At 55.4% G+C, this 19,751-nt stretch carries 16 protein-coding genes; 8 read left to right on the top strand and 8 right to left on the bottom strand.

Annotated elements, in window-relative coordinates:
- Positions 1-60 precede the first annotated feature (60 nt).
- The 3 genes from hmsP to L384_RS16400 all read left to right on the top strand — a co-directional run bounded on the left by hmsP (position 61) and on the right by L384_RS16400 (position 5,226).
- On the top strand, positions 61-2,067 hold the full coding sequence (gene hmsP, locus L384_RS16390) for a biofilm formation regulator HmsP (RefSeq protein ID WP_023323858.1): 2,007 nt from the start codon (positions 61-63) through the stop codon (positions 2,065-2,067).
- 159 nt (positions 2,068-2,226) lie between these two features.
- Positions 2,227-3,513: a C4-dicarboxylate transporter DctC gene (dctA, locus tag L384_RS16395; protein WP_015571524.1), complete on the top strand. Its 1,287-nt coding sequence runs from the start codon at positions 2,227-2,229 to the stop codon at positions 3,511-3,513.
- A gap of 222 nt (positions 3,514-3,735) precedes the next feature.
- Complete coding sequence (locus L384_RS16400) at positions 3,736-5,226, top strand: M16 family metallopeptidase (protein WP_003861190.1); 1,491 nt, start codon at positions 3,736-3,738, stop codon at positions 5,224-5,226.
- 61 nt (positions 5,227-5,287) lie between these two features.
- On the opposite strand, the gene L384_RS16405 is transcribed toward L384_RS16400, so the two are convergent.
- The gene (locus tag L384_RS16405) at positions 5,288-6,217 is read right to left on the bottom strand and encodes a 2-dehydro-3-deoxygluconokinase (RefSeq protein WP_003861191.1); all 930 of its coding nucleotides are present in this window, start codon (positions 6,215-6,217) and stop codon (positions 5,288-5,290) included.
- 230 nt (positions 6,218-6,447) lie between these two features.
- On the opposite strand from L384_RS16405, the gene pdeH reads away from it, so the two are divergent.
- Both pdeH and L384_RS16415 read left to right on the top strand, forming a co-directional pair.
- Positions 6,448-7,221, top strand: a complete 774-nt coding sequence (gene pdeH / locus L384_RS16410; RefSeq protein WP_023323857.1) for a cyclic-guanylate-specific phosphodiesterase — start codon at positions 6,448-6,450, stop codon at positions 7,219-7,221.
- A gap of 65 nt (positions 7,222-7,286) precedes the next feature.
- Entirely contained in the window at positions 7,287-9,329 is a 2,043-nt protein-coding gene (locus L384_RS16415; RefSeq protein WP_017693812.1) for an AsmA family protein, read from the top strand.
- A 250-nt stretch (positions 9,330-9,579) separates the two neighbouring features.
- Here the strand turns inward: L384_RS16415 and L384_RS16420 are convergent, their stop codons facing one another.
- The 3 genes from L384_RS16420 to L384_RS16430 form a co-directional block, all read right to left on the bottom strand.
- The gene (locus tag L384_RS16420) at positions 9,580-10,902 is read right to left on the bottom strand and encodes an MFS transporter (protein WP_003861198.1); all 1,323 of its coding nucleotides are present in this window, start codon (positions 10,900-10,902) and stop codon (positions 9,580-9,582) included.
- 260 nt (positions 10,903-11,162) lie between these two features.
- Entirely contained in the window at positions 11,163-12,188 is a 1,026-nt protein-coding gene (gene yhjD / locus L384_RS16425) for an inner membrane protein YhjD (RefSeq protein ID WP_003861199.1), read from the bottom strand.
- A gap of 50 nt (positions 12,189-12,238) precedes the next feature.
- Positions 12,239-13,138 carry a LysR family transcriptional regulator gene (locus L384_RS16430; RefSeq protein WP_032608090.1) on the bottom strand — a complete coding sequence of 300 codons (900 nt, stop codon included), beginning with the start codon at positions 13,136-13,138 and terminating at the stop codon, positions 12,239-12,241.
- Positions 13,139-13,257: 119 nt separating this feature from the next.
- Between L384_RS16430 and L384_RS16435 the strand changes: the two genes are divergently transcribed.
- Positions 13,258-14,016 carry an SDR family NAD(P)-dependent oxidoreductase gene (locus L384_RS16435; RefSeq protein ID WP_023323855.1) on the top strand — a complete coding sequence of 253 codons (759 nt, stop codon included), beginning with the start codon at positions 13,258-13,260 and terminating at the stop codon, positions 14,014-14,016.
- A 173-nt stretch (positions 14,017-14,189) separates the two neighbouring features.
- A complete protein-coding gene (locus L384_RS16440; RefSeq protein WP_003861204.1) occupies positions 14,190-14,792 on the top strand; it encodes a helix-turn-helix transcriptional regulator in 603 nt (200 codons plus the stop codon).
- Here L384_RS16440 and L384_RS16445 read toward each other — a convergent pair.
- Positions 14,771-15,109, bottom strand: a complete 339-nt coding sequence (locus tag L384_RS16445; protein WP_003861206.1) for a lysozyme — start codon at positions 15,107-15,109, stop codon at positions 14,771-14,773. The genes L384_RS16440 and L384_RS16445 overlap by 22 nt on opposite strands.
- Before the next feature lie 77 nt (positions 15,110-15,186).
- A complete protein-coding gene (locus L384_RS16450) occupies positions 15,187-15,720 on the bottom strand; it encodes a GNAT family N-acetyltransferase (RefSeq protein WP_023323854.1) in 534 nt (177 codons plus the stop codon).
- Positions 15,721-15,866: 146 nt separating this feature from the next.
- On the opposite strand from L384_RS16450, the gene L384_RS16455 reads away from it, so the two are divergent.
- The gene (locus L384_RS16455; RefSeq protein WP_023314994.1) at positions 15,867-17,453 is read left to right on the top strand and encodes an STY4199 family HEPN domain-containing protein; all 1,587 of its coding nucleotides are present in this window, start codon (positions 15,867-15,869) and stop codon (positions 17,451-17,453) included.
- A gap of 47 nt (positions 17,454-17,500) precedes the next feature.
- On the opposite strand, the gene L384_RS16460 is transcribed toward L384_RS16455, so the two are convergent.
- On the bottom strand, positions 17,501-19,150 hold the full coding sequence (locus L384_RS16460) for an alpha,alpha-trehalase (RefSeq protein ID WP_003861211.1): 1,650 nt from the start codon (positions 19,148-19,150) through the stop codon (positions 17,501-17,503).
- A 241-nt stretch (positions 19,151-19,391) separates the two neighbouring features.
- Positions 19,392-19,679 (bottom strand): hypothetical protein, encoded by a 288-nt coding sequence (locus L384_RS16465; protein ID WP_003861213.1) that lies wholly within the window; start codon positions 19,677-19,679, stop codon positions 19,392-19,394.
- Positions 19,680-19,751: the final 72 nt, after the last annotated feature.

The following is a 19,751-nucleotide window of genomic DNA, read 5'->3' as shown; positions in this document are numbered from 1 at the left end:
CGGACGCACCAGGTTTACACCCTGGTGCGCCCTGCGCTTCGAGTTTTGTGGAGAGTCATTTTGCGTGTCAGCCGTTCCTTAACGATCAAACAGATGGCGATGGTGTCTGCCGTCACAATGCTGTTTGTCTTCATCTTCTGCGTCATTTTGCTGTTTCACTCCGTACAGCAGAATCGCTACAACACGGCTTCGCAACTGGAAAGTATTGCCCGCTCGGTGCGGGAACCCCTGTCAGCCTCGATCCTGAAAGGGGATATCCCCGAGGCGGAATCCATCCTGAAGCGCATTCAGCCCGCTGGTATCGTGAGCCGCGCGGATGTTGTACTGCCGAACCAGTTCCAGGCGCTGCGGATGAGCTTTATCCCGGAGCGTTCCGTCCCGATGATGGTGATGCGCCTGTTTGAACTGCCGGTGCAAATTTCCCTGCCTCTCTACTCCCTGGAAAGACCGGCTAACCCGCAACCGCTGGCCTACCTGGTGCTACAGGCCGACTCGTACCGCATGTATAAATTCGTCATGAGTTGGGTTGCTACATTAGTGACCACTTACTTACTTTTGACATTAATGCTGAGCGTGGCGCTGACGTGGTGTATCAACCGGTTAATTGTGCATCCGTTGCGCCGCATAGCCCGGGAGCTGAACGACCTCTCTCCACAGGAGCACATGGGGCATCAGCTTCCGTTGCCGCGCCTGCATCACGACGATGAAATTGGCATGCTGGTCCGCAGTTACAATATCAACCAGCAGCGTGTCCTGCGTCAGCAGGAAGAGCTCAGTAGCAACGCCACCCGTTTTCCGGTATCTGATCTGCCAAACAAAGCGTTTTTAATGGCCTTGCTGGAGCAGACCGTCGCCCGCCAGCAGACCACCGCGCTGATGGTGATTGCCTGCGAAACCTTGCAGGACACGGCGGGCGTGCTGAAAGAGAGCCAGCGCGAAATGCTGTTACTGACGCTGGTGGAAAAGGTGAAATCCGTTCTGGCGCCGCGCATGGTGCTCACCCAGGTCAGCGGCTATGACCTGGTGGTGATCGCGAACGGTGTTAAAGAGCCGTGGCACGCCATTACGCTAGGTCAGCAAGTACTCACTGTCATTAATGAGCGGCTGCCCATTCAGGGTATCCAGCTTCGCCCGAGCGCCAGCATCGGTATTGCGATGTACTCCGGGGGGCTGACCGCCGAGCAGCTTTATCGTCGGGCTTTCTCGGCCGCGTTCACCGCGCGCCGGAAAGGGAAAAACCAGATCCAGTTCTTTGATCCGGAGCAGATGGAAAAAGCCCAGCAGCGCCTGACGGAAGAGAGCGACATTCTGACGGCGATGGACAATCGCCAGTTTGCGCTCTGGCTACAGCCGCAGGTCAATTTGCGCACGGGTGAAGTGACCAGCGCCGAAGCGTTGCTGCGTATGCAACAGCCGGACGGCACGTGGGAGCTGCCTGAAGGGATGATCGAACGTATCGAGTCCTGCGGCCTGATGGTCACCGTCGGCTACTGGGTGCTGGAAGAGTCTTGCCGCCAGCTTGCGGCCTGGCAACAACGGGGCATCACGCTGCCGCTGTCGGTGAATCTCTCTGCGCTACAGCTGATGCACCCGACCATGGTGCCGGAGATGCTTGAGTTGATCCATCGCTACCGCATCCAGCCCCACACGCTGATCCTGGAAGTCACCGAGAGCCGTTGTATCGAAAATCCTGACGACGCTGTCGCCATCCTGAAACCGCTGCGTAATGCCGGGATCCGCATTGCGCTGGACGATTTCGGTATGGGGTATTCCGGCCTGCGTCAGCTCCAGCACATGAAAACGTTGCCGGTGGACGTCCTGAAAATCGACAAAACCTTTGTGGAAGGGCTGCCGGAGGATTGCAGCCTGGTGCAGGCCATTATTCAGATGGCGCACAGCCTGAATCTGCACGTCATTGCCGAGGGTATTGAAACCGACGCCCAGCGTGAGTGGCTGGCTGCGGCGGGCGTAGAGAGCGGACAGGGCTTCCTGTTTGATCGCGCCGTACCGACGGATATCTTTGAGCAACGCTATCTCGCCGACGCTGGCAATAACGCAAAAGTGTAATTTTGTTGCTGGCTTGTGCGAGCCAGCTCAAAGTTCTTAACATTTGTGTTTCAAATTTGAACCCCGTTTATTTCTGTCCTGTTATGTGGGTGTTATTTTAAAGCCGCAGGTTAACCATAACCTTACAAAGCCTGTAGTTTTTCTTTCCAGGGACACCCTATGAAAACCTCACTCTTCAAAAGTCTTTACTTCCAGGTCCTGACAGCCATCGCCATCGGTATTCTGCTCGGTCACTACTACCCGGAGCTGGGCGCGCAGATGAAACCGCTTGGCGACGCGTTCGTTAAGCTCATCAAAATGATTATCGCGCCGGTCATTTTCTGTACCGTGGTGACCGGTATCGCTGGCATGGAAAGCATGAAGGCGGTCGGGCGTACGGGGGCGGTTGCCCTGCTGTACTTCGAGATTGTCAGTACCATCGCGCTGATTATCGGCCTGATTATTGTCAACGTGGTACAGCCTGGCGCGGGCATGAACGTTGACCCGGCCACGCTGGATGCGAAAGCGGTGGCGGTTTACGCTGAACAGGCGAAAGATCAGGGGATTGTTGCCTTCCTGCTGGACGTGATCCCGAGCAGCGTGATTGGCGCGTTCGCCAGCGGAAACATCCTCCAGGTACTGCTGTTTGCCGTGCTGTTTGGCTTTGCCCTGCACCGTCTTGGCAGCAAAGGCCAGCTGATTTTTAACGTCATTGAAAGCTTCTCGCAGGTTATCTTCGGCATCATCAACATGATTATGCGTCTGGCCCCGATTGGCGCCTTTGGCGCGATGGCCTTCACCATCGGGAAATACGGCGTCGGCACGCTGGTACAGCTGGGCCAGCTGATCGTCTGCTTCTACATCACCTGTATTCTGTTTGTGGTGGTGGTGCTCGGCTCCATCGCCCGTGCGACCGGCTTCAGCATCTTCAAATTTATTCGTTACATTCGTGAAGAGCTGCTGATTGTCCTCGGCACATCCTCTTCGGAGTCCGCGCTGCCGCGTATGCTCGATAAAATGGAAAAGCTGGGCTGCCGTAAGTCAGTGGTGGGGCTGGTTATTCCTACGGGCTACTCTTTTAACCTGGATGGCACCTCGATATACCTGACGATGGCGGCGGTCTTTATTGCCCAGGCCACTAACAGCCACATGGATATCTTCCATCAGATTACGCTGCTGGTGGTGCTTCTGCTCTCTTCAAAAGGGGCGGCGGGCGTAACGGGCAGCGGATTTATCGTGCTGGCGGCCACCATTTCGGCGGTGGGCCATCTGCCGGTAGCGGGCCTGGCCCTGATCCTCGGTATTGACCGCTTTATGTCTGAAGCCCGTGCGTTAACCAACCTGGTCGGCAATGGCGTGGCGACGATTGTGGTGGCGAAGTGGGTGAAAGAGCTGGATCACAAGAAGCTTAACGATACGCTTAATAACCGCACATCTGAGGACAAAACCCCCGGTTTATCCTCTTAATCCCTCATAAATGCCCGTATTCCCTTGTGGGGATGCGGGCACCTGCGCATAATAACCGTTCATACCTGTCATAATTCGACAAGATTTTTTTTGGGTATATTTCACTTCCGCCCGTGACGTTTAGCTGAACACGCTGTCTAATCGGAAGGTTTTCATCGTCATCTTTGAGTGCTCACGTCGCGAGACACTCTCTTTAACCAGGAATGTTGATCAGGGGTTCACATGCAGGGCACAAAAATTCGACTCTTAACCGGCGGTTTGCTGATGATGGCAGCAGCCAGTTATGTGCAGGCAGATGCGCTCCAGCCAGACCCGGCCTGGCAACAGGGAACACTGGCGAACGGTTTCCAGTGGCAGGTATTATCCACTCCGCAACGTCCGAGCGATCGCATTGAAATCCGTCTTTCTGTGAATACCGGCTCCCTCACTGAAAGCACCCAGCAGACCGGCTTAAGCCACTTTATTCCTCGACTGGCGCTCACCCAGAGCGGCAGTTTGCAGGCGGTTCAGGTGCGTTCTTTATGGCAACAGGCCATCGATCCGAAACGCCCGCTGCCCCCGGCTGTGGTCTCCTATGACTACACCATGTTTAACCTGAGCCTGCCCAACAACCGTAACGATCTGCTTAAAGAAGCGCTTACCTATCTATCCGATGCCACCGGCAAACTGGCGATTACGCCTGAGACCGTAAACTATGCGTTGAGCAACAGCGACATGGTGGCGACCTGGCCGACGGATACCAAAGAAGGCTGGTGGCGCTACCGCCTGAAAGGGTCCACGCTGCTTGGCCACGACCCGGCAGAACCGCTGAAACAGCCGGTGGATGCAGAGCAGGTGAAATCTTTCTACCAGCAGTGGTACACCCCGGATGCCATGACCCTCATTGTAGTGGGCAACGTGGACAGCCGTGCGGTGATAGAGCAGATCAACAAAGCCTTTGGCGATCTGAAAGGGAAGCGTGAAACGCCTGCCCCTGTTCCTACCTTGTCCCCGCTGCGTCCTGAGACGGTCAGCATCATGACGGATACCGTGCGTCAGGATCGTCTTTCAATGATGTGGGATACGGCCTGGCAGCCGATCCGCGAGTCTTCTGCGCTGCTGCGTTACTGGCGTGCGGATCTCGCGCGTGAAGCGCTGTTCTGGCACGTTCAGCAGACGCTCAGCAAGAACAACGTGAAAGATATTGGCCTGGGCTTTGACTGCCGTGTGCTGTTCCAGCGCGCCCAGTGCGCCATTAACGTGGAATCGCCGGGCGATAAGCTCAATGCCAATCTCGGCGTGGTGGCGAAAGAGCTGGCTAAAGTGCGTAAAGAGGGCCTGTCTGAAGAGGAGTTTAACGCGCTGGTGGCGCAGAAATCCCTTGAATTGCAGAAACTGTTCGCCACCTATGCCCGCGCCGATACCGATATCTTAATCAGCCAGCGCATTCGCTCCTTGCAGAATCAGGTGGTGGATATCGCGCCGGAGCAGTATCAGAAACTGCGTCAGGACTTCCTGAACGGTCTGACCGTGGAGATGCTGAATCAGGATCTGCGCCAGCAGTTGTCGCAGGATATGGCGTTGATTCTGTTACAGCCGAAAGGTGAGCCGGAATATGACATGAAAGAGTTGAAGGCCACCTGGAACGCCATCATGGCGACGGCGCCGCAGCCAGCGCAAACGGCAGCCGATGATTTACATCAGGATGCGAGCGATATTCCGCAGGGCCAGTAAGCCCTGCGTCCCCTCTCCCTGTGGGAGAGGGTTAGGGTGAGGGCATCAGCCCGCCCAGTCCTTAAGCAGGCATCGCCTCGCGCGGAATAATCGCTCCGCGATACTGAATCACCGTGCTGGCCGTTAAATGACCGCGCTGCGCCGCCGCTTCCGGCGTACCTCCCGTCAGACGTACCGCCAGATACCCCGCGCTGAAAGAATCTCCCGCCGCAGTGGTATCGATCACTTTCTCTTTCGCCAGCTTCACCGCCGGGACCTCTGTCACGGCTTCACCTGCAACCGCCACCAGGCAAGACTCCGCCCCACGCTTGATCACCACTTCGCTGACCCCGGCAGCCTGCGTCCGGGCGATGACCTCATCAACCGGTTTTTCGCCCCACAGAGCATCTTCATCATCCAGCGTCAGGAAGGCGATATCGGTGCATTCGAGCATCTGCTGGTAGACCTGCTGCGTCTCTTCGCGGCTGGCCCACAAACGTGGACGGTAGTTGTTATCGAAAATCACCTTACCGCCATTGGCACGGCATTCGCGCAGCAGTGACAGCAGCTTTTCACGGCTCTCCTGGCTCAGGATCGCCAGGCTGATCCCGCTCAGGTAGAGATAATCGAAGGTCGCCAGTTCTTCGCAAATGGCAGCGGCGGCCTCGCTTTCCAGCCAGAATTTGGCGGCCGCTTCATTACGCCAGTAATAGAAGGTGCGCTCGCCGGTGCTGTCGGTTTCGATGTAGTACAAACCCGGCAGGCGGTTTTCCATTCGCTGGATCAGCGAGGTCCCAACGTTTTCACCCTGCCAGGCTTCCAGCATCTGCTGGCTGAAGCTGTCCGTTCCCAGCGCGGTAACGTAGCTCACGCTCAGCGCGTCGGGGGAGACCTGACGGGCAATGTAAACGGAGGTGTTCAATGTATCGCCACCAAAACCGCGGCTGACTTCCGCGCCTTTCTGGGACAGCTCAATCATGCATTCGCCAATCACGGCAATTTTTTTAGACATAGTCGTGAACCTGAACAAAGTAATTAAGGGTAGTGTGCGCTGTGTGTTTTTTATGGTCAACTATATTAAAACGACGTTCCATTATTTTTTTTGAGCCAGCGCGTATTCCGGCATATTTCTGTCATCTTAATTTCATTTTCCCGGTGAATTGAACATAAAGTTCTCACCTGGCGGGCCGATAACTCAGTGACGAGTCCAGAAAGGCTATCCCATACAACAGGACATCCGAAATGAAGTCAGAGCAGGTTATCCAGCGGCTGAGCACTACGCCTGAGGCAAGTATTGAGAACTTGCAGGAGCATCGCTACTGGCTGCAATGTGAGCGAGCGTACACTTATCAGCCCATCTACCGTACCGACGGTCGGTTAATGGCGATTGAGGTGTTAACGGTCGTCACTCATCCATCGAATCCTTCACAGCGTATTGCACCGGACCGCTATTTTGCGGAGGTTGCCGTGCGTCAGCGTATCGACGTGCTGGAAGAGCAGCTGAGAATGCTGGCGACGAAGCAGGCGTTCTTCAAGCAGCACGGTATTCTGGCGTCGGTGAACGTGGATGGCCCCACCCTGATGGCGTTACGTCAGAATGCGACGTTGCAGGCGCTGATTGCTACCTTGCCGTGGATGCGCTTCGAGCTGGTGGAACATGTTCAGCTGCCGCAGGACTCCTCGTTTGCCTCGATGTGTGAGTTTGGCCCGCTGTGGCTGGATGATTTCGGTACCGGTATGGCCAACTTCTCCGCCCTGAGCGAAGTGCGTTATGACTACATCAAAGTGGCCCGCGATCTGTTTATCATGCTGCGCCAGACGCCGGAGGGACGGAACCTGTTTACGATGCTCCTGCAACTGATGAACCGCTATTGCCAGGGCGTCATTGTGGAAGGCGTAGAAACGCTGGAGGAGTGGCGCGACGTGCAAAATTCTCCGGCAGCGGCGGCACAGGGTTATTTCCTCTCTCGTCCTGTCCCCATGGATACCCTGGAAAAGGTGATAACCAGCCTCTGATCTGTCCGCTTCCCTTTGTCTGAACTATAGTTTTAGAGGCAAGTTCATCAGGAAAGGGGACAACAATGACAAAAACAACCAGGGTGATTTCCTGGACAGCAGGGATTTTCTTGTTGCTGATCGTGGTCTTAATCATCATTATCGCCACGTTTGACTGGAACCGCCTCAAACCGACCATCAACCAGAAAGTCTCAACCGAGCTGAACCGCCCCTTCGCAATACGTGGCGATTTGGGCGTCGTGTGGGAGCGCCAGAAAGAGGAAACTGGCTGGCGGAGCTGGGTGCCCTGGCCGCACGTTCATGCCGACGATATTATTCTCGGTAACCCGCCCGACATCCCCGAAGTAACCATGATCCACCTGCCGCGAGTGGAAGCCACGCTGGCGCCGTTAGCCCTGTTAACCAAAACGGTGTATCTGCCGTGGATCAAACTCCAGCAGCCCGACGCGCGGCTGATTCGCCTGTCAGAGAAAAACAACAACTGGACGTTCGATCTCGCCAGCAGCGGCGATAAAGATCAGAATGCGCAGCCCTCTTCGTGGTCTTTCCGCCTCGACAATATTCTGTTCGATCGGGGGCGGATCGCCATTGACGATAAAGTGAGTAAGGCTGACGTGGAGATCCTCGTCGATCCGCTGGGCAAGCCGCTGCCGTTTAGCGAAGTAACGGGCAGCAAAGCCAAAGGCGATGACAGCAAAGCGGGCGATTACGTCTTTGGCCTGACGGCGAAAGGGCGCTACAACGGCCAGCCGCTCACCGGTAAAGGCAAAATCGGCGGCATGCTGGCGCTCAGGAGCGAGGGCACGCCGTTCCCGGTGCAGGCGGATTTCCGCTCGGGCAATACCCGCGTGGCGTTCGTGGGCACGGTTAACGACCCGATGAACATGGGCGGCGTCGACCTCCAGCTTAAGTTTGCCGGTGATTCGCTGGGGGAACTGTACGATCTCACCGGCGTACTGCTGCCGGATACTCCGCCGTTTGAAACGGACGGGCACCTGGTTGCCAAAATCAACACCGAAAAATCGTCCGTCTTTGACTACCGTGGATTCAACGGCCGCATCGGCGACAGCGATATCCACGGCACGCTGACCTACACCACCGGTAAACCGCGCCCGAAACTGGAGGGGGACGTTGAATCCCGCCAGCTGCGTCTGGCCGATCTTGGTCCGCTGATTGGCGTAGATTCGGGCAAAGGCACGAAGTCTAAAGAGGTTAAAAAGGACGTTCAGCCTGCGGGTAAAGTGCTGCCCTATGACCGCTTCGAAACCGACAAATGGGACGTGATGGATGCGGATGTGCGCTTCAAAGGACGTAAAATCGAGCATGGCAGCACGCTGCCGCTGAGCAACCTCTCGACCCATATCATCCTGAAAAACGCCGACCTGCGCCTGCAACCGCTGAAGTTTGGCATGGCCGGGGGAACCATTTCATCGAATATCCACCTGGAGGGGGATAAAAAGCCGATGCAGGGAAGGGCGGAGATCCAGGCGCGTCGGCTGAAGCTGAAAGAGCTGATGCCGGACGTGGAACTGATGCAGAAAACCCTCGGTGAGATGAACGGCGACGCGGATATTCGCGGCACGGGTAACTCCGTAGCGGCGCTGCTGGGCAGCGGAAACGGCAACCTGAAACTGCTGATGAACGACGGGCTGGTGAGCCGTAACCTGATGGAGATCCTGGGGCTGAACGTCGGGAACTTTATCATCGGGCAAATCTTCGGTGACGACGAAGTACGCGTTAACTGCGCGGCGGCAAATCTGGATCTGGTCAACGGCGTGGCGCGTCCGCAGATCTTCGCCTTCGACACGGAAAACGCGGTTATCAACGTCACCGGTACCGCCAGCATGGCGTCCGAGCAGCTCGATTTAACCATCGATCCGGAAAGTAAAGGCATTCGTATCATCACCCTGCGCTCGCCGCTGTACGTTCGCGGAACCTTCAAAGATCCGCAGGCGGGCGTGAAGGCTGGGCCGCTGATTGCGCGTGGTGCGGTCGCCGCCGCGCTCGCTACGCTGGTCACCCCTGCGGCGGCGCTGCTGGCGTTGATTTCGCCGTCAGAAGGCGAAGCGAATCAGTGTCGGACGATTTTGTCGCAGATGAAGAAGTAGTCCCGTTTCTCCCTCTCCCTGTGGGGTGAGGGATCCCCACAAAATAATGCCTGCACAGACGGCCCCCTCTCCCTTGAGGGAGAGGGCTGGGGTGAGGGGGAACATACGGCTCTGGTGGTCATTCCGTTCACGTTATGTTCCTTACTACTCTGTCACAACATAACCGGTGAACGTGCCAGGGTGGCTCAGTCGCCACCACCCTGGCGACCCGCCCTCTCGGCGCATCCCCGCGCCTCGCCCCGGCATTCACTTACAGCGCCTGATGCTTCGTCTCATGCGTCAGCAGCAACGCAATCAGCGTCAGCGCTGCCATTGCCGCCAGATAGACACCCACATAGAACAGGCCATAGTTTGCCTGAAGCCAGGTGGCGATATACGGGGCTACCGAGGCGCCCAGAATCGACGAAACGTTATAGGAGAACGAGGCGCCGGTGTAACGCACTTCAGTCGGGAACAGCTCCGGCAGCAGCGCGCCCATTGGGCCAAAGGTCAGCCCCATCAGGCTCAGGCCAATCAGCAGATACGCCATCACCAGCGCAGGGCTACCTGAACCCAGCAGCGGCGGGAAGACAAACAGCGCGAACAGAATAATCAGGGAGGTGATGACGATCATGCTTGAACGACGGCCAAATTTATCCGCCAGCAGGCCCGCGATAGGCACCATCACACCAAATCCGATGACCGCCATCATCAGCATCCACAACACTTCGTTACGTGGCAGGCCCAGGCCGACCGGCGCGGCGGCAGTACTGAAGGTCATGGAGTAAACGGTCATGATGTAGAACAGCGTGTAGGTCGCCAGCATGATGAACGTGCCCAGCACGGTCACGCGGAGGTGTTTGGTCAGCAGCGTCCCCAGCGGAACTTTAACCTGCTTTTTCGCCGCGGCGACTTTAGCAAAGACCGGCGTCTCGTGCAGCGACACGCGCACGTACAGGCCAATCAGCACCAGCACGGCAGAGAAGACGAACGGAATACGCCAGCCCCAGCTCATGAACTGTTCATCGGTCAGCAGCCAGGAGAGGAGCAGGAAGGTGCCGTTAGCGAAGAAGAACCCAATCGGTGCGCCCAGCTGCGGGAAAGAGCCATACAGGGCACGCTTGCGCGCCGGAGCGTTTTCGGTCGCCAGCAGTGCCGCGCCGCCCCATTCCCCGCCCAGCCCCAGACCCTGACCAAAGCGCGCCAGCGCCAGCAGCACAGGCGCCAGAATGCCGATAGTTTCATAGGTCGGCAGCAGGCCGATGGCGACGGTGGAGATCCCCATCGTCAGCAGCGAGGCAACCAGCGTCACTTTACGGCCAACGCGATCGCCAAAATGCCCAAAGACCGCTGAACCAATCGGACGCGCAACGAAGGCGATAGCAAAGGTGGCTAAAGACTGTAGCGTGGCTGCCGTCGGGTCGCCCTGAGGGAAAAAAATATGCGGAAAGACAATGACCGCAGCGGTGGCGTAAATATAAAAGTCGAAGAACTCAATGGCGGTGCCAATCAGCGATGCGACGACGACTTTATTGCGCGAGTTGACCGGAACGTGTTCCGCCCCTTCGTTAAGTGTGGTGGCTGTTGCTTGCATAATATTTTCTTATTTTTGGACGAACGAAGGGCCATATTAGGCATAGCAAAAGCGACATTTCAATCTGTAACAAAGGCGTGGCGTGGTCATAAAAGCAACAAAAAGCGGATAATTTTCAGACCAGCGAAAACACTTCTATGAAATGCTTCACACTTTTTAAATATTAGTCATTAAAACTGGTTTTGCGTTAAATAAAAGTTACGGACTGGATTTATATGCTGAAATGGCGGATCGGGCTGAAATATCAGCCCGACAGGACATCAGCGGTGGGTTTTACCCGGCATGCGCGGGTCATCTTTATACTCAGCCGTGGCGATCCACGCGGCGCAGAACAGCGTCAGGCGAGCGAAGAAATAGAAGAAAGCCATCAGCCCCAGCACCGAACCAAAGGCCGCGCCGGAGGGCGACTTCACCAGCGACGGAAGCGTATAGGTCATCACAATTTTGATCACTTCAAAGCCAATGGCGGCAATCAACGTCCCACGGATCAGCGCCTTCTTGCGCGGCCGATGGCGGGGCAAACGCCAGAAGATCCAGAAGAAAAGCAGGTAGTTAGCAAAGATGGAGATGGCAAGCCCTATACCGCGCCAGGCCGGTTTCAGCCATTCAATGTAATCCAGGTACAGCGCGGAGATAATCATCTGCTGCGCGGAACCGGCGACCGAGGTGATAGAGAGCGTGATGACCAGCGCCACCAGCAGCCCAATCAGCGAAATAAAGTCGCGCAGATACTTCACCCATATCTTCTCCTGATCCTGCGGCCTACGCTCCCAGACGTCACGCGACTGGGCGCGAATAGCCTCACGCAGGTTGCCCATCCAGTTCACCCCGGAATAGAGCGCAATCAGCAACCCGACGATACCCACGGTGGTACGCTGCTGCACGGCGGTATTGATGGTGCTTTTGAGCGTTGTGGCGAGCGTCTGGTCGCTGACGTTGGTCAGGATCTTATTGAAGATGTCCTGCAACAGCGTCGGGTGAGACGCCAGCACAAAACCGGCGGCGGCAAATGACACCATGAGGATGGGGATCATCGACAGGAACGAGAAATAGGTAATCGCCGCGCCAAACTGATTTCCCATGCGGTCGTTAAAGCGCTCAGCGGCGCGTATCAGGTGAGCAATCGCGGGTATCTGCTGAATTTTTTCGGCTATGCCGGTCACGGTGCCCAGCGCTTTGCTGGCCGTTCCAGGCTCTTTCGGCGCTTCAGGCTCGTTATCCATCTTTTTGATGGGTTCATAATCTAAATGTTGAGTCGGTCGTTGCGGGTTATTTTCCGGCGTCACGCGCATTTTCCTTTTCGTTGAGCTGGATGTTACTGAATTATAGCTTGCGACTAGTCCACGTAACCTTTTGTGAGTTCGGTAAGCCACTCCATAAACACATGCACCCGACGGGAGAGGTTACGGCGGTGGGGATAAATGAGGGAGACGGGCATTGGTTCAGCCCGATATTGCGGCAGGATCTCAACGAGTTTTTTCGTGCGCAGGGCATCACGCACCCCGACGCGCGGGACCTGAATAATCCCAAGCCCGGCGATACAGGCGGCCTGGTAGGTTTCTGTGCTGTTAACCGACAATACGCCTCCCGTTTTTACCCACCGGGTCGCGCTGCCGTTGTAATACTCAAAACCCTGCGGACGGGTGCCCAGCGTGGCGGAGTAGTGAATGAGGGCATGCGAAGCCAAATCGTCCAGCGTCTCAGGGTAGCCAAATCGCGTCAGATAATCCGGGCTGGCGCAATTAATCACCGAGAGCTTCCCAAGCGGCCGGGCGATAAGCCCGGAGTCCTTTAAGTTTCCCACGCGAACCACGCAGTCAAATCCTTCGCGGATGACATCGACCAGACGATCGCTGCTACTCAGCTCCAGTTCAATGCCGGGAAACTGTTGTAAAAATGCAGGCAGTTTCGGAATGACGACATTTCGCGCAATGGCAACGGGCATATCCACACGTAGCCGACCGCTGATGGTTGAAGGGTCGTGCAGGAACATGCCGTCCAGTTCGTCCAGATTCATCAGCAGATCTTTGGCGCGCTCGTAATAAACCATGCCGTCCTGCGTCAGGCTGACGCGGCGGGTAGTGCGGTGCAGCAGCTGCGTGCCCAGCGCGTTTTCCAGTGCCTGGATCTGTCGCGATACGCTCCCCTTCGGCAGGCTTAACGTCTCCGCCGCGCGGGAAAAACTCTCCAGTTCCGCGACCCGAAGGAAAAGCTGCATTGCGTGTATTTTATCCATAGATGTTGGTCATTGTTGTTAAGAATGAAACAGTGAAGCGCTCACGGCACTATTTATTGATTTTCTACCATCTAATAAGCTCTTTCTCAATCTTCATCACAGCCGAAACGAGGTGAATTATGAGTGAACGTATTGCTTTAGTGACGGGCGGTAGCCGCGGCCTGGGTAAAAATGCCGTTTTGAAGCTGGCCGCGGAAGGGACAGGCATTATCCTCACCTGGAACAACAGCCAGCAGGAGGCGCAGGAAGTTGTGCGCGAAATCGAGGGAAAAGGCGGAAAAGCGGCAGCATTGCAGCTCAACGTCGGCGATACGGCAAGCTTTTCGCGCTTTGCTCAAAAGGTGAAAGATACCCTTAAACACGTCTGGCAACGTGACACCTTTGACTATTTAGTGAACAACGCAGGTACAGGGTTATATGCACCCTATACCGAGACGACCGAGGCGCAGTTTGATGATGCGATGAACATTCACTTCAAAGGACCGTTTTTCCTCACGCAACAGCTGCTGCCGCTCATAAAAGACGGAGGGCGGATCCTGAACGTCTCCAGCGGACTGGCCCGTTTTACTCAGCCCGGTTCAGGAACCTACGCGGCAATGAAAGGGGCGATGGAGGTGCTGACCCGCTATCAGGCAAAAGAGCTTGGCGCGCGCGGAATTTCCGTCAATATCATCGCGCCCGGCGCGATTGAAACCGACTTTGGGGGCGGGCGAGTGCGGGATAATGCGGAGCTTAACCAGCTGCTGGCCTCGCAGACAGCGCTGGGACGCGTGGGCCTGCCCGATGATATTGGTGACGCCATTGCGGCGTTGCTCAGTGACAAACTGGGCTGGATGAATGCGCAACGTATTGAAGTTTCAGGCGGTATGTTTCTGTAATGTTCAGTCTTAAGGGGAAGGAACCCTCTTAAGGAAATCCTTAAAACAGGTATGTCTAAATGCTGGAAGATATAAAGAGAGCTGGGTGATTTGTAACCTCTCCATTCATTGAGTTTTTTCTTAAAAAATGCCTCTGTAGAATCCCCCTTCGCTATTCTCAGAGGAGTAAAACGATGCGAGTAATCATGTTTGACAGGCAGTCATTATTTATTCATGGAGCGATGTACAGTTTGCAGAAGTTAATTCCGAAAATAGATATGACAGGAACTCGTCAGACTGATGAATTATGGGCACAATTATCCGCGTCACCCTCCGCTATCGTCATGATAGATGGGTATTTAATTCGTGATAATGGTGTGGCTTTACTGGAAGAGATTATGGATCGCTTTCCAACGTCGCGCGTGGTGTTGGTGTTAACGAAAAAAGAGCGGCGTTGGGTTGAGCAAATGTTTCAGCGCAACGTGGTGGCGATAATTCCCCGCAATGCGAATCCCGAACGCTTTTCCGCAGTGCTGGATTCTGTATCGCGAGGAATGGTCTGTTTTCCCGGCGAGTGGCTGAAGCAGCACACCTCTCAGGATGAACTGGCAGTGTTAAGCGAGCGCCAGCGTGAGGTATTGAAGTTACTGGCGGCCGGAGAGTCCAATAAAGAGATTGGACGTAATCTCAATATCAGTGCGGCAACGGTAAAAGCCCATCTTGAGACGCTTTTCCGGCGTCTTGATGTCAAAAACCGGACGCAAGCCGCGATGTACTACACCCGGGCGACGGCCTGAAGGATCTTCTCTGGCAGAGGGGACTCTTCCCCAAAACTGAAGAGGGTTAATATCAGTGCGTCATGCTGCTGTTGGGTTAATGGGCGTTTGTTCATTTCCCGCAGCAGCGCCTCACATAATTGAATATCATTACAAAGCAAATTCTCCGCCTCAGTCGGCGTGATGAGACCGTTAAATTTTTCCCACTGGCGAATTACGTGACCATAACCTATAACCCATATTCCCTTTTCGTCACGGTATTTCTCCAGGGAAAGGCCCTGTTGTTTTTTAATTAATGCGATTGCAGCAGAAGATATCTGCATTGCATAACCCGTCATAAGCGTTTCCTCTTAATGACGCGACTATAGAGGAAACGCCGCCGGGGAAATATCCGCCAAATGGCTGTTGATCAGGTTTAACTGAACGGGAATTCCTTTTTCAGTAAACCGAATAGCCAGTCGTTATGCCATTGCCCTGAAAGGAAATAACTCTCGCGCAACTCACCTTCCAGCTGAAAACCTGTTTTTTCCAGCAGTCGCCTGGAGGCGATATTTCCCGCCGTCACGGTCGCGGTGAGCCGACGGATATTGCCCTGAGTCAGCGCAAAATCACGCACAGCCCGCAGAGATTCAAAGCCGTAACCTTTCCCCTGCGCAGAAGGCGCAAAGAGAAAACCGACTTCTGCACAATCTGCTTCCCGGTGCACATATCCGGTTACGCCCAGCGGCGTCTGGCTGGCCGTCTCACGCACCATAAGGCAGAGCCAGTGCGAACTGCCCGGCGTCCACGGCAACAGACGAGACTCAAAGGCTTCCCGAATGTCCGCCTCGCTACGCGCAGGGGCGACAAAACGCATTACCTCAGGATTTTGCTGTAGCGACAGAAAAAAGGGCCAGTCTTGCTCTTGCAGCGGCGAGCAGGTGAGACGCGCGGTGGTTAAGGCGGGCATGACGATCCTCCGGAGACATTGCAAATGATTATAAGGTTGTCACTTTATTTCAACAGAAAGTCAGGTATGTTTAACCTCATATAAATAAAAAGAAAAACGACTTTTAATGCCGCTTTAGCGGTACTCATTGTCTCTCAAGGAAAACAATGATGATTAGCTCATCGCATCATACCCGCGAACAGTTTGAACACTGTCTGGCGGCGATCCGTCAGGCGTCTGTTGAAATTTTACTTCTGTTGAATGTACATGTTTCTGAAGGAAAAGATCCACGCTGGTTTCTGGAGCAACTGGATAGCGCCCGCCTGGGGCTGGGCGGGTGGGGCGCTGTAGCCAGGAAGCTGAACCTGAATGATGCGGAAATGACGGCCTTTACGCTGCAATTACGCTTGCTTCAGCAGCGTGTTCCCCAGTATGAAAGCGGGCAGGATGTCAGCGAAAATCAGCTGATTGCGGCGATGCGCTTCGTCACCTCCCTTGAATATCTGCGTCTGCAACAGCCCCTCCTGACCTACGAAACCGGGAGGGTGCCAGAGAAGGAGAGCCAGCTTCAGGCGCAGAAACAGGTGCGTGCCATTGAGCTGATGATTAAAGGGCTGATACAGCAGGCGTGGCCCGATCCGGTGCGGCTGAATAATCATCTTAAGACCTTGTTTAACGCTGAACGCGTGCGTCGCTGGCTGAAAAACGGTGAGATTAATGATGTTCTGAGCGGCATGTTGTTCAGCGAACTGGCCCAACTGCTGGTGGATAAAAAAGAATTTAGCCGCTACTACGCGCCGCTGTTTAACGCCCCGGACATGCTGACGCTGCTGGTAGAGCCCCGCAAAACCCTGCAAACCTTCCTCGAAGATATTCGACAAATCCGCAACAGCATCACCGTGCAGCAGCCGTTAAGCGGAGCGCAAATCCAGCTGCTCGACTGCTATTACACGCAGATCACCCGCTCCGTTCAGCGCGCGTTTGAGGAAGGGCGGACACGCGTTAACCCGGCGGCGCTGATGGCGGTGGACGAAAGCGAGCTGCACGCGTTCTGGGAAAAGGCGCAAAAAATGGACCGCACCACAGGCGGCGATCTTTTTGAAGTGCGCGACAGTATAGAAAAACCGACTCAGCGTGCCACGCGTACGCCAGAGCAGCGCGAACAGCTGATTTCCGGCGTGCTGTGGGGAGCGGTTGGCGTGATGGTTATCGCGATTGTCGTGGGGGGATTCTGGCTGGTGAACAGCAGTAAACCGCAGCCGGCTGTGGCCAGTACGGCATCTCCCGCACCGGTGCAGGAGATGCGCGAAACGCCTTCCTCGCGAGAAACGCTGACGCGGATGGGTGTCACCTGGGATGAAAACAACTTCCGTTCAGCGATTAGCCGCAACGATACCCGGGTGGCGCTCCTGTTTTTGCAGGGCGGGATGGACTGGAAAATGTCATGGACGGAGGAGGCGTTGTCGGCAGGCTACGACGATGTGCTGGAAGTAATGTTGCGCTACCGCCTGCAAATGACAGAGCAAAAGCCCTGCCGACGCTTTATTAATACGCTTAGCCATGCGATGGCGAACGGGGAATCGCTGACGCCTATGCGTAAGCAGTACCTGAAAGCATTCTGTACCGTCCCTGCGGTGGTGAAACGCCAGCAGCACGACGCCGATATGGCAACGCGCCGCGCGAAGACGCAGCCCGATGCCAGCACAAAAAAATGGCAGTCCATCCAGACTGCCATTTATGAGGTGATTCGTTAACTTTTCCCTCTCCCCTCAGGGGAGAGGGTTAGGGTAAGGGGCAAGGCTCAAGGTTCACCATATAACCCAATCAACCGCCGCACCACGCCATTCGTCCAGCCGAAGCCATCCTGCAACGGATACTCCCCCCCGCCACCTTCGCGTGGCGTGCTGCTGGCGATGTGGTACTTCTCAATCAGCTTATGATGGGTTTTGTAGTAATGGTTCACCGTGTGCAGCCAGCTCCAGGCGATCTCATCTCCCAGCGAGTCGTTGCCGTACTGCTTGAACCCCTGGATCGCCATCCACTGGAGCGGCGCCCAGCCGTTCGGCTTATCCCACTGCTCCCCGGTTTCATATTCGGTGGCGAGAATACCGCCCGGCGTGAGCAGACGGGCTTTAACGGCATCGGACAGCCGTTCAGCCTGCTCATGCGTCGCCATGCCCACATACAGCGGCACAATGCTGGCCGCAGAGAACAGCGCCAGGGCTTCACGCCGCCAGTCGTAATCACGATAACAGCCGTTCTCTTCGTCCCACAGATAGCGGTTTACCGCCGCGCGCCGGTCGCTGGCTTTCTGGCGGAACAGATCAGCCGTCTCTTTATCCCCTTTCGACGCGGAGATATTGGCGATAGCGCTCTCCAGTTTGAACAGGAATGCGTTCAAATCGATGGGGATAAATTGTGTTGTGCGGATGCTGGCCAGCCGCGCAGGATCGCGCAGCCAGCGGGATGAGTAATCCCATCCTGAGGCTGCCCCGGCACGCAGGTCACGGTACACCTCGTTCGGCGGACGACCAGAATGACGGGCAGTTTCAACGTCCTCAATCCACGATTCATCCCGCGGCGTATCGCGATCGTCCCAGTAACGGTTGAGCAATGAGCCATCCGGCATACGAACCGCACTGCGATAGGCCTGATTGAGCAGCAGCGATTCCGCCCCGTCCATCCAGAAGGCGTACTCCATCTTGAGGTGCTCAAGATAGCGCTTCGCCCCGCGCACGCCGTCCTCTTCAAACAGCTCCACCATCAGGGCAAAAACGGGCGGCTGGGAGCGGCTGAGATAGTAGGTGCGGTTGCCGTTCGGGATATGGCCGTAGCGCTCAATCAACCAGGCGAAGTTATCGGCCATACATTTCAGCAGATCGTTACGACCGCTTTCTGCCAGCCCCAGCATGGAGAAGTAAGAGTCCCAGTAGTAGGTCTCGCTGAATCGCCCGCCGGGCACAATATAGGCCTGCGGCAGCGCCAGCAGCGACGACCACGGGATGTGATCCTGCGGCTCGCGCGTCAGCACCGGCCACAGATTATCGATATGTTCTTTCAGGGACAGGCCGGGATCAGAGACGTACTCTTTGCTGTAGTCCTCCGGTAGCCAGAAGTGATTCTCTACAAAGCGCGCCAGGTCAAAATCACGGTGGCGACGCACCTTGCGATAGCGGATCAAAATATCCAGCGGATCCATCTTCGGCGCGCAGTCGGGAAAGGTTTTGCTGTCCGCAAACAGCCGCGACGACTGGACGTGTTCAAACAGTTCAAGGTAGCGGTCAGCGGGCGTAAGGGCATCGGACGCCGGCAGCCCTTCAATCATTTCCGGTTCCGGCTCTGCCTCGATCATCTCATCCAGTTTTAACTCACAGGGATCGGTTTCATAGCGCAGCTCTTCTGCAATATCGAACTCGATATCCTCGGCAGTCTGTAGTTTCTGGTTGAACATGGTGTTCAGGACCTCCGGTTTTTGTCGTAACAAATACGGGTTTTTCCCGGCTATCTTTTAAGCGTAGACATTCGCTTCGGTTAATGCGGTGCGAAGTGTGCGGTAGATCACGCTTTCAAAATGGATTTAAACATGCTGAAAATCAGATATCCCTTTGATTATGAAATCATTAAATCAGAATCTTTGGAAACAGAGCAGGAATAAAATTCAGAGCATTCGGTATTCTGCATATACGCAGGGATTAATGTGCCTGACGCGCATTGCCTTGAAGGCTGTTGGCGGTTTGATTGGCTTTCTGGCTGGCGCCTTCGCTTTTATCCATCGCCTTGCTGGCCGCTTTTTCTGCATGGGCGGCGCTGTACGCAGCCAGATGGGAAATCACGATAGCGTAAATGCTCATTAACGACACCCACAGAATGCTGTTTTTCCACCACAGCAGGGTAGGAATAGTCAGTATCGCCCATACCAGCGCGAGAACAAGGTGCATTTTGGCCATCAGTTTTGCGGTGATCTTTACGTGCATTTTCATATCTCTAATCTTTTTCCGTAGTAACAGGCGAACGCGTAGCGCTTTCTAAGATTAGTTAATTCCACCGCGGGT

It is taken from the genome of Enterobacter sp. MGH 38 (genome assembly GCF_000492855.1).
GTDB lineage: Bacteria > Pseudomonadota > Gammaproteobacteria > Enterobacterales > Enterobacteriaceae > Enterobacter > Enterobacter hormaechei_C.
The sequence above is the reverse complement of the archived record's forward strand: the minus strand, read 5'-3'. Positions and strand labels throughout refer to the sequence as shown.

What these genes read in the sequence shown, in the direction of transcription:
- L384_RS16435 (WP_023323855.1), top strand. Translation starts at nt 13,258, where the DNA reads ATGAGTGAACGTATTGCTTTAGTGACGGGCGGTAGCCGCGGCCTGGGT.
- L384_RS16460 (WP_003861211.1), bottom strand. Translation starts at nt 19,150, where the DNA reads ATGTTCAACCAGAAACTACAGACTGCCGAGGATATCGAGTTCGATATT.
- L384_RS16450 (WP_023323854.1), bottom strand. Translation starts at nt 15,720, where the DNA reads ATGCCCGCCTTAACCACCGCGCGTCTCACCTGCTCGCCGCTGCAAGAG.
- pdeH (WP_023323857.1), top strand. Translation starts at nt 6,448, where the DNA reads ATGAAGTCAGAGCAGGTTATCCAGCGGCTGAGCACTACGCCTGAGGCA.
- L384_RS16445 (WP_003861206.1), bottom strand. Translation starts at nt 15,109, where the DNA reads ATGACGGGTTATGCAATGCAGATATCTTCTGCTGCAATCGCATTAATT.
- L384_RS16465 (WP_003861213.1), bottom strand. Translation starts at nt 19,679, where the DNA reads ATGAAAATGCACGTAAAGATCACCGCAAAACTGATGGCCAAAATGCAC.
- L384_RS16430 (WP_032608090.1), bottom strand. Translation starts at nt 13,138, where the DNA reads ATGGATAAAATACACGCAATGCAGCTTTTCCTTCGGGTCGCGGAACTG.
- L384_RS16405 (WP_003861191.1), bottom strand. Translation starts at nt 6,217, where the DNA reads ATGTCTAAAAAAATTGCCGTGATTGGCGAATGCATGATTGAGCTGTCC.
- L384_RS16415 (WP_017693812.1), top strand. Translation starts at nt 7,287, where the DNA reads ATGACAAAAACAACCAGGGTGATTTCCTGGACAGCAGGGATTTTCTTG.
- L384_RS16455 (WP_023314994.1), top strand. Translation starts at nt 15,867, where the DNA reads ATGATGATTAGCTCATCGCATCATACCCGCGAACAGTTTGAACACTGT.
- dctA (WP_015571524.1), top strand. Translation starts at nt 2,227, where the DNA reads ATGAAAACCTCACTCTTCAAAAGTCTTTACTTCCAGGTCCTGACAGCC.
- L384_RS16440 (WP_003861204.1), top strand. Translation starts at nt 14,190, where the DNA reads ATGCGAGTAATCATGTTTGACAGGCAGTCATTATTTATTCATGGAGCG.
- L384_RS16400 (WP_003861190.1), top strand. Translation starts at nt 3,736, where the DNA reads ATGCAGGGCACAAAAATTCGACTCTTAACCGGCGGTTTGCTGATGATG.
- L384_RS16420 (WP_003861198.1), bottom strand. Translation starts at nt 10,902, where the DNA reads ATGCAAGCAACAGCCACCACACTTAACGAAGGGGCGGAACACGTTCCG.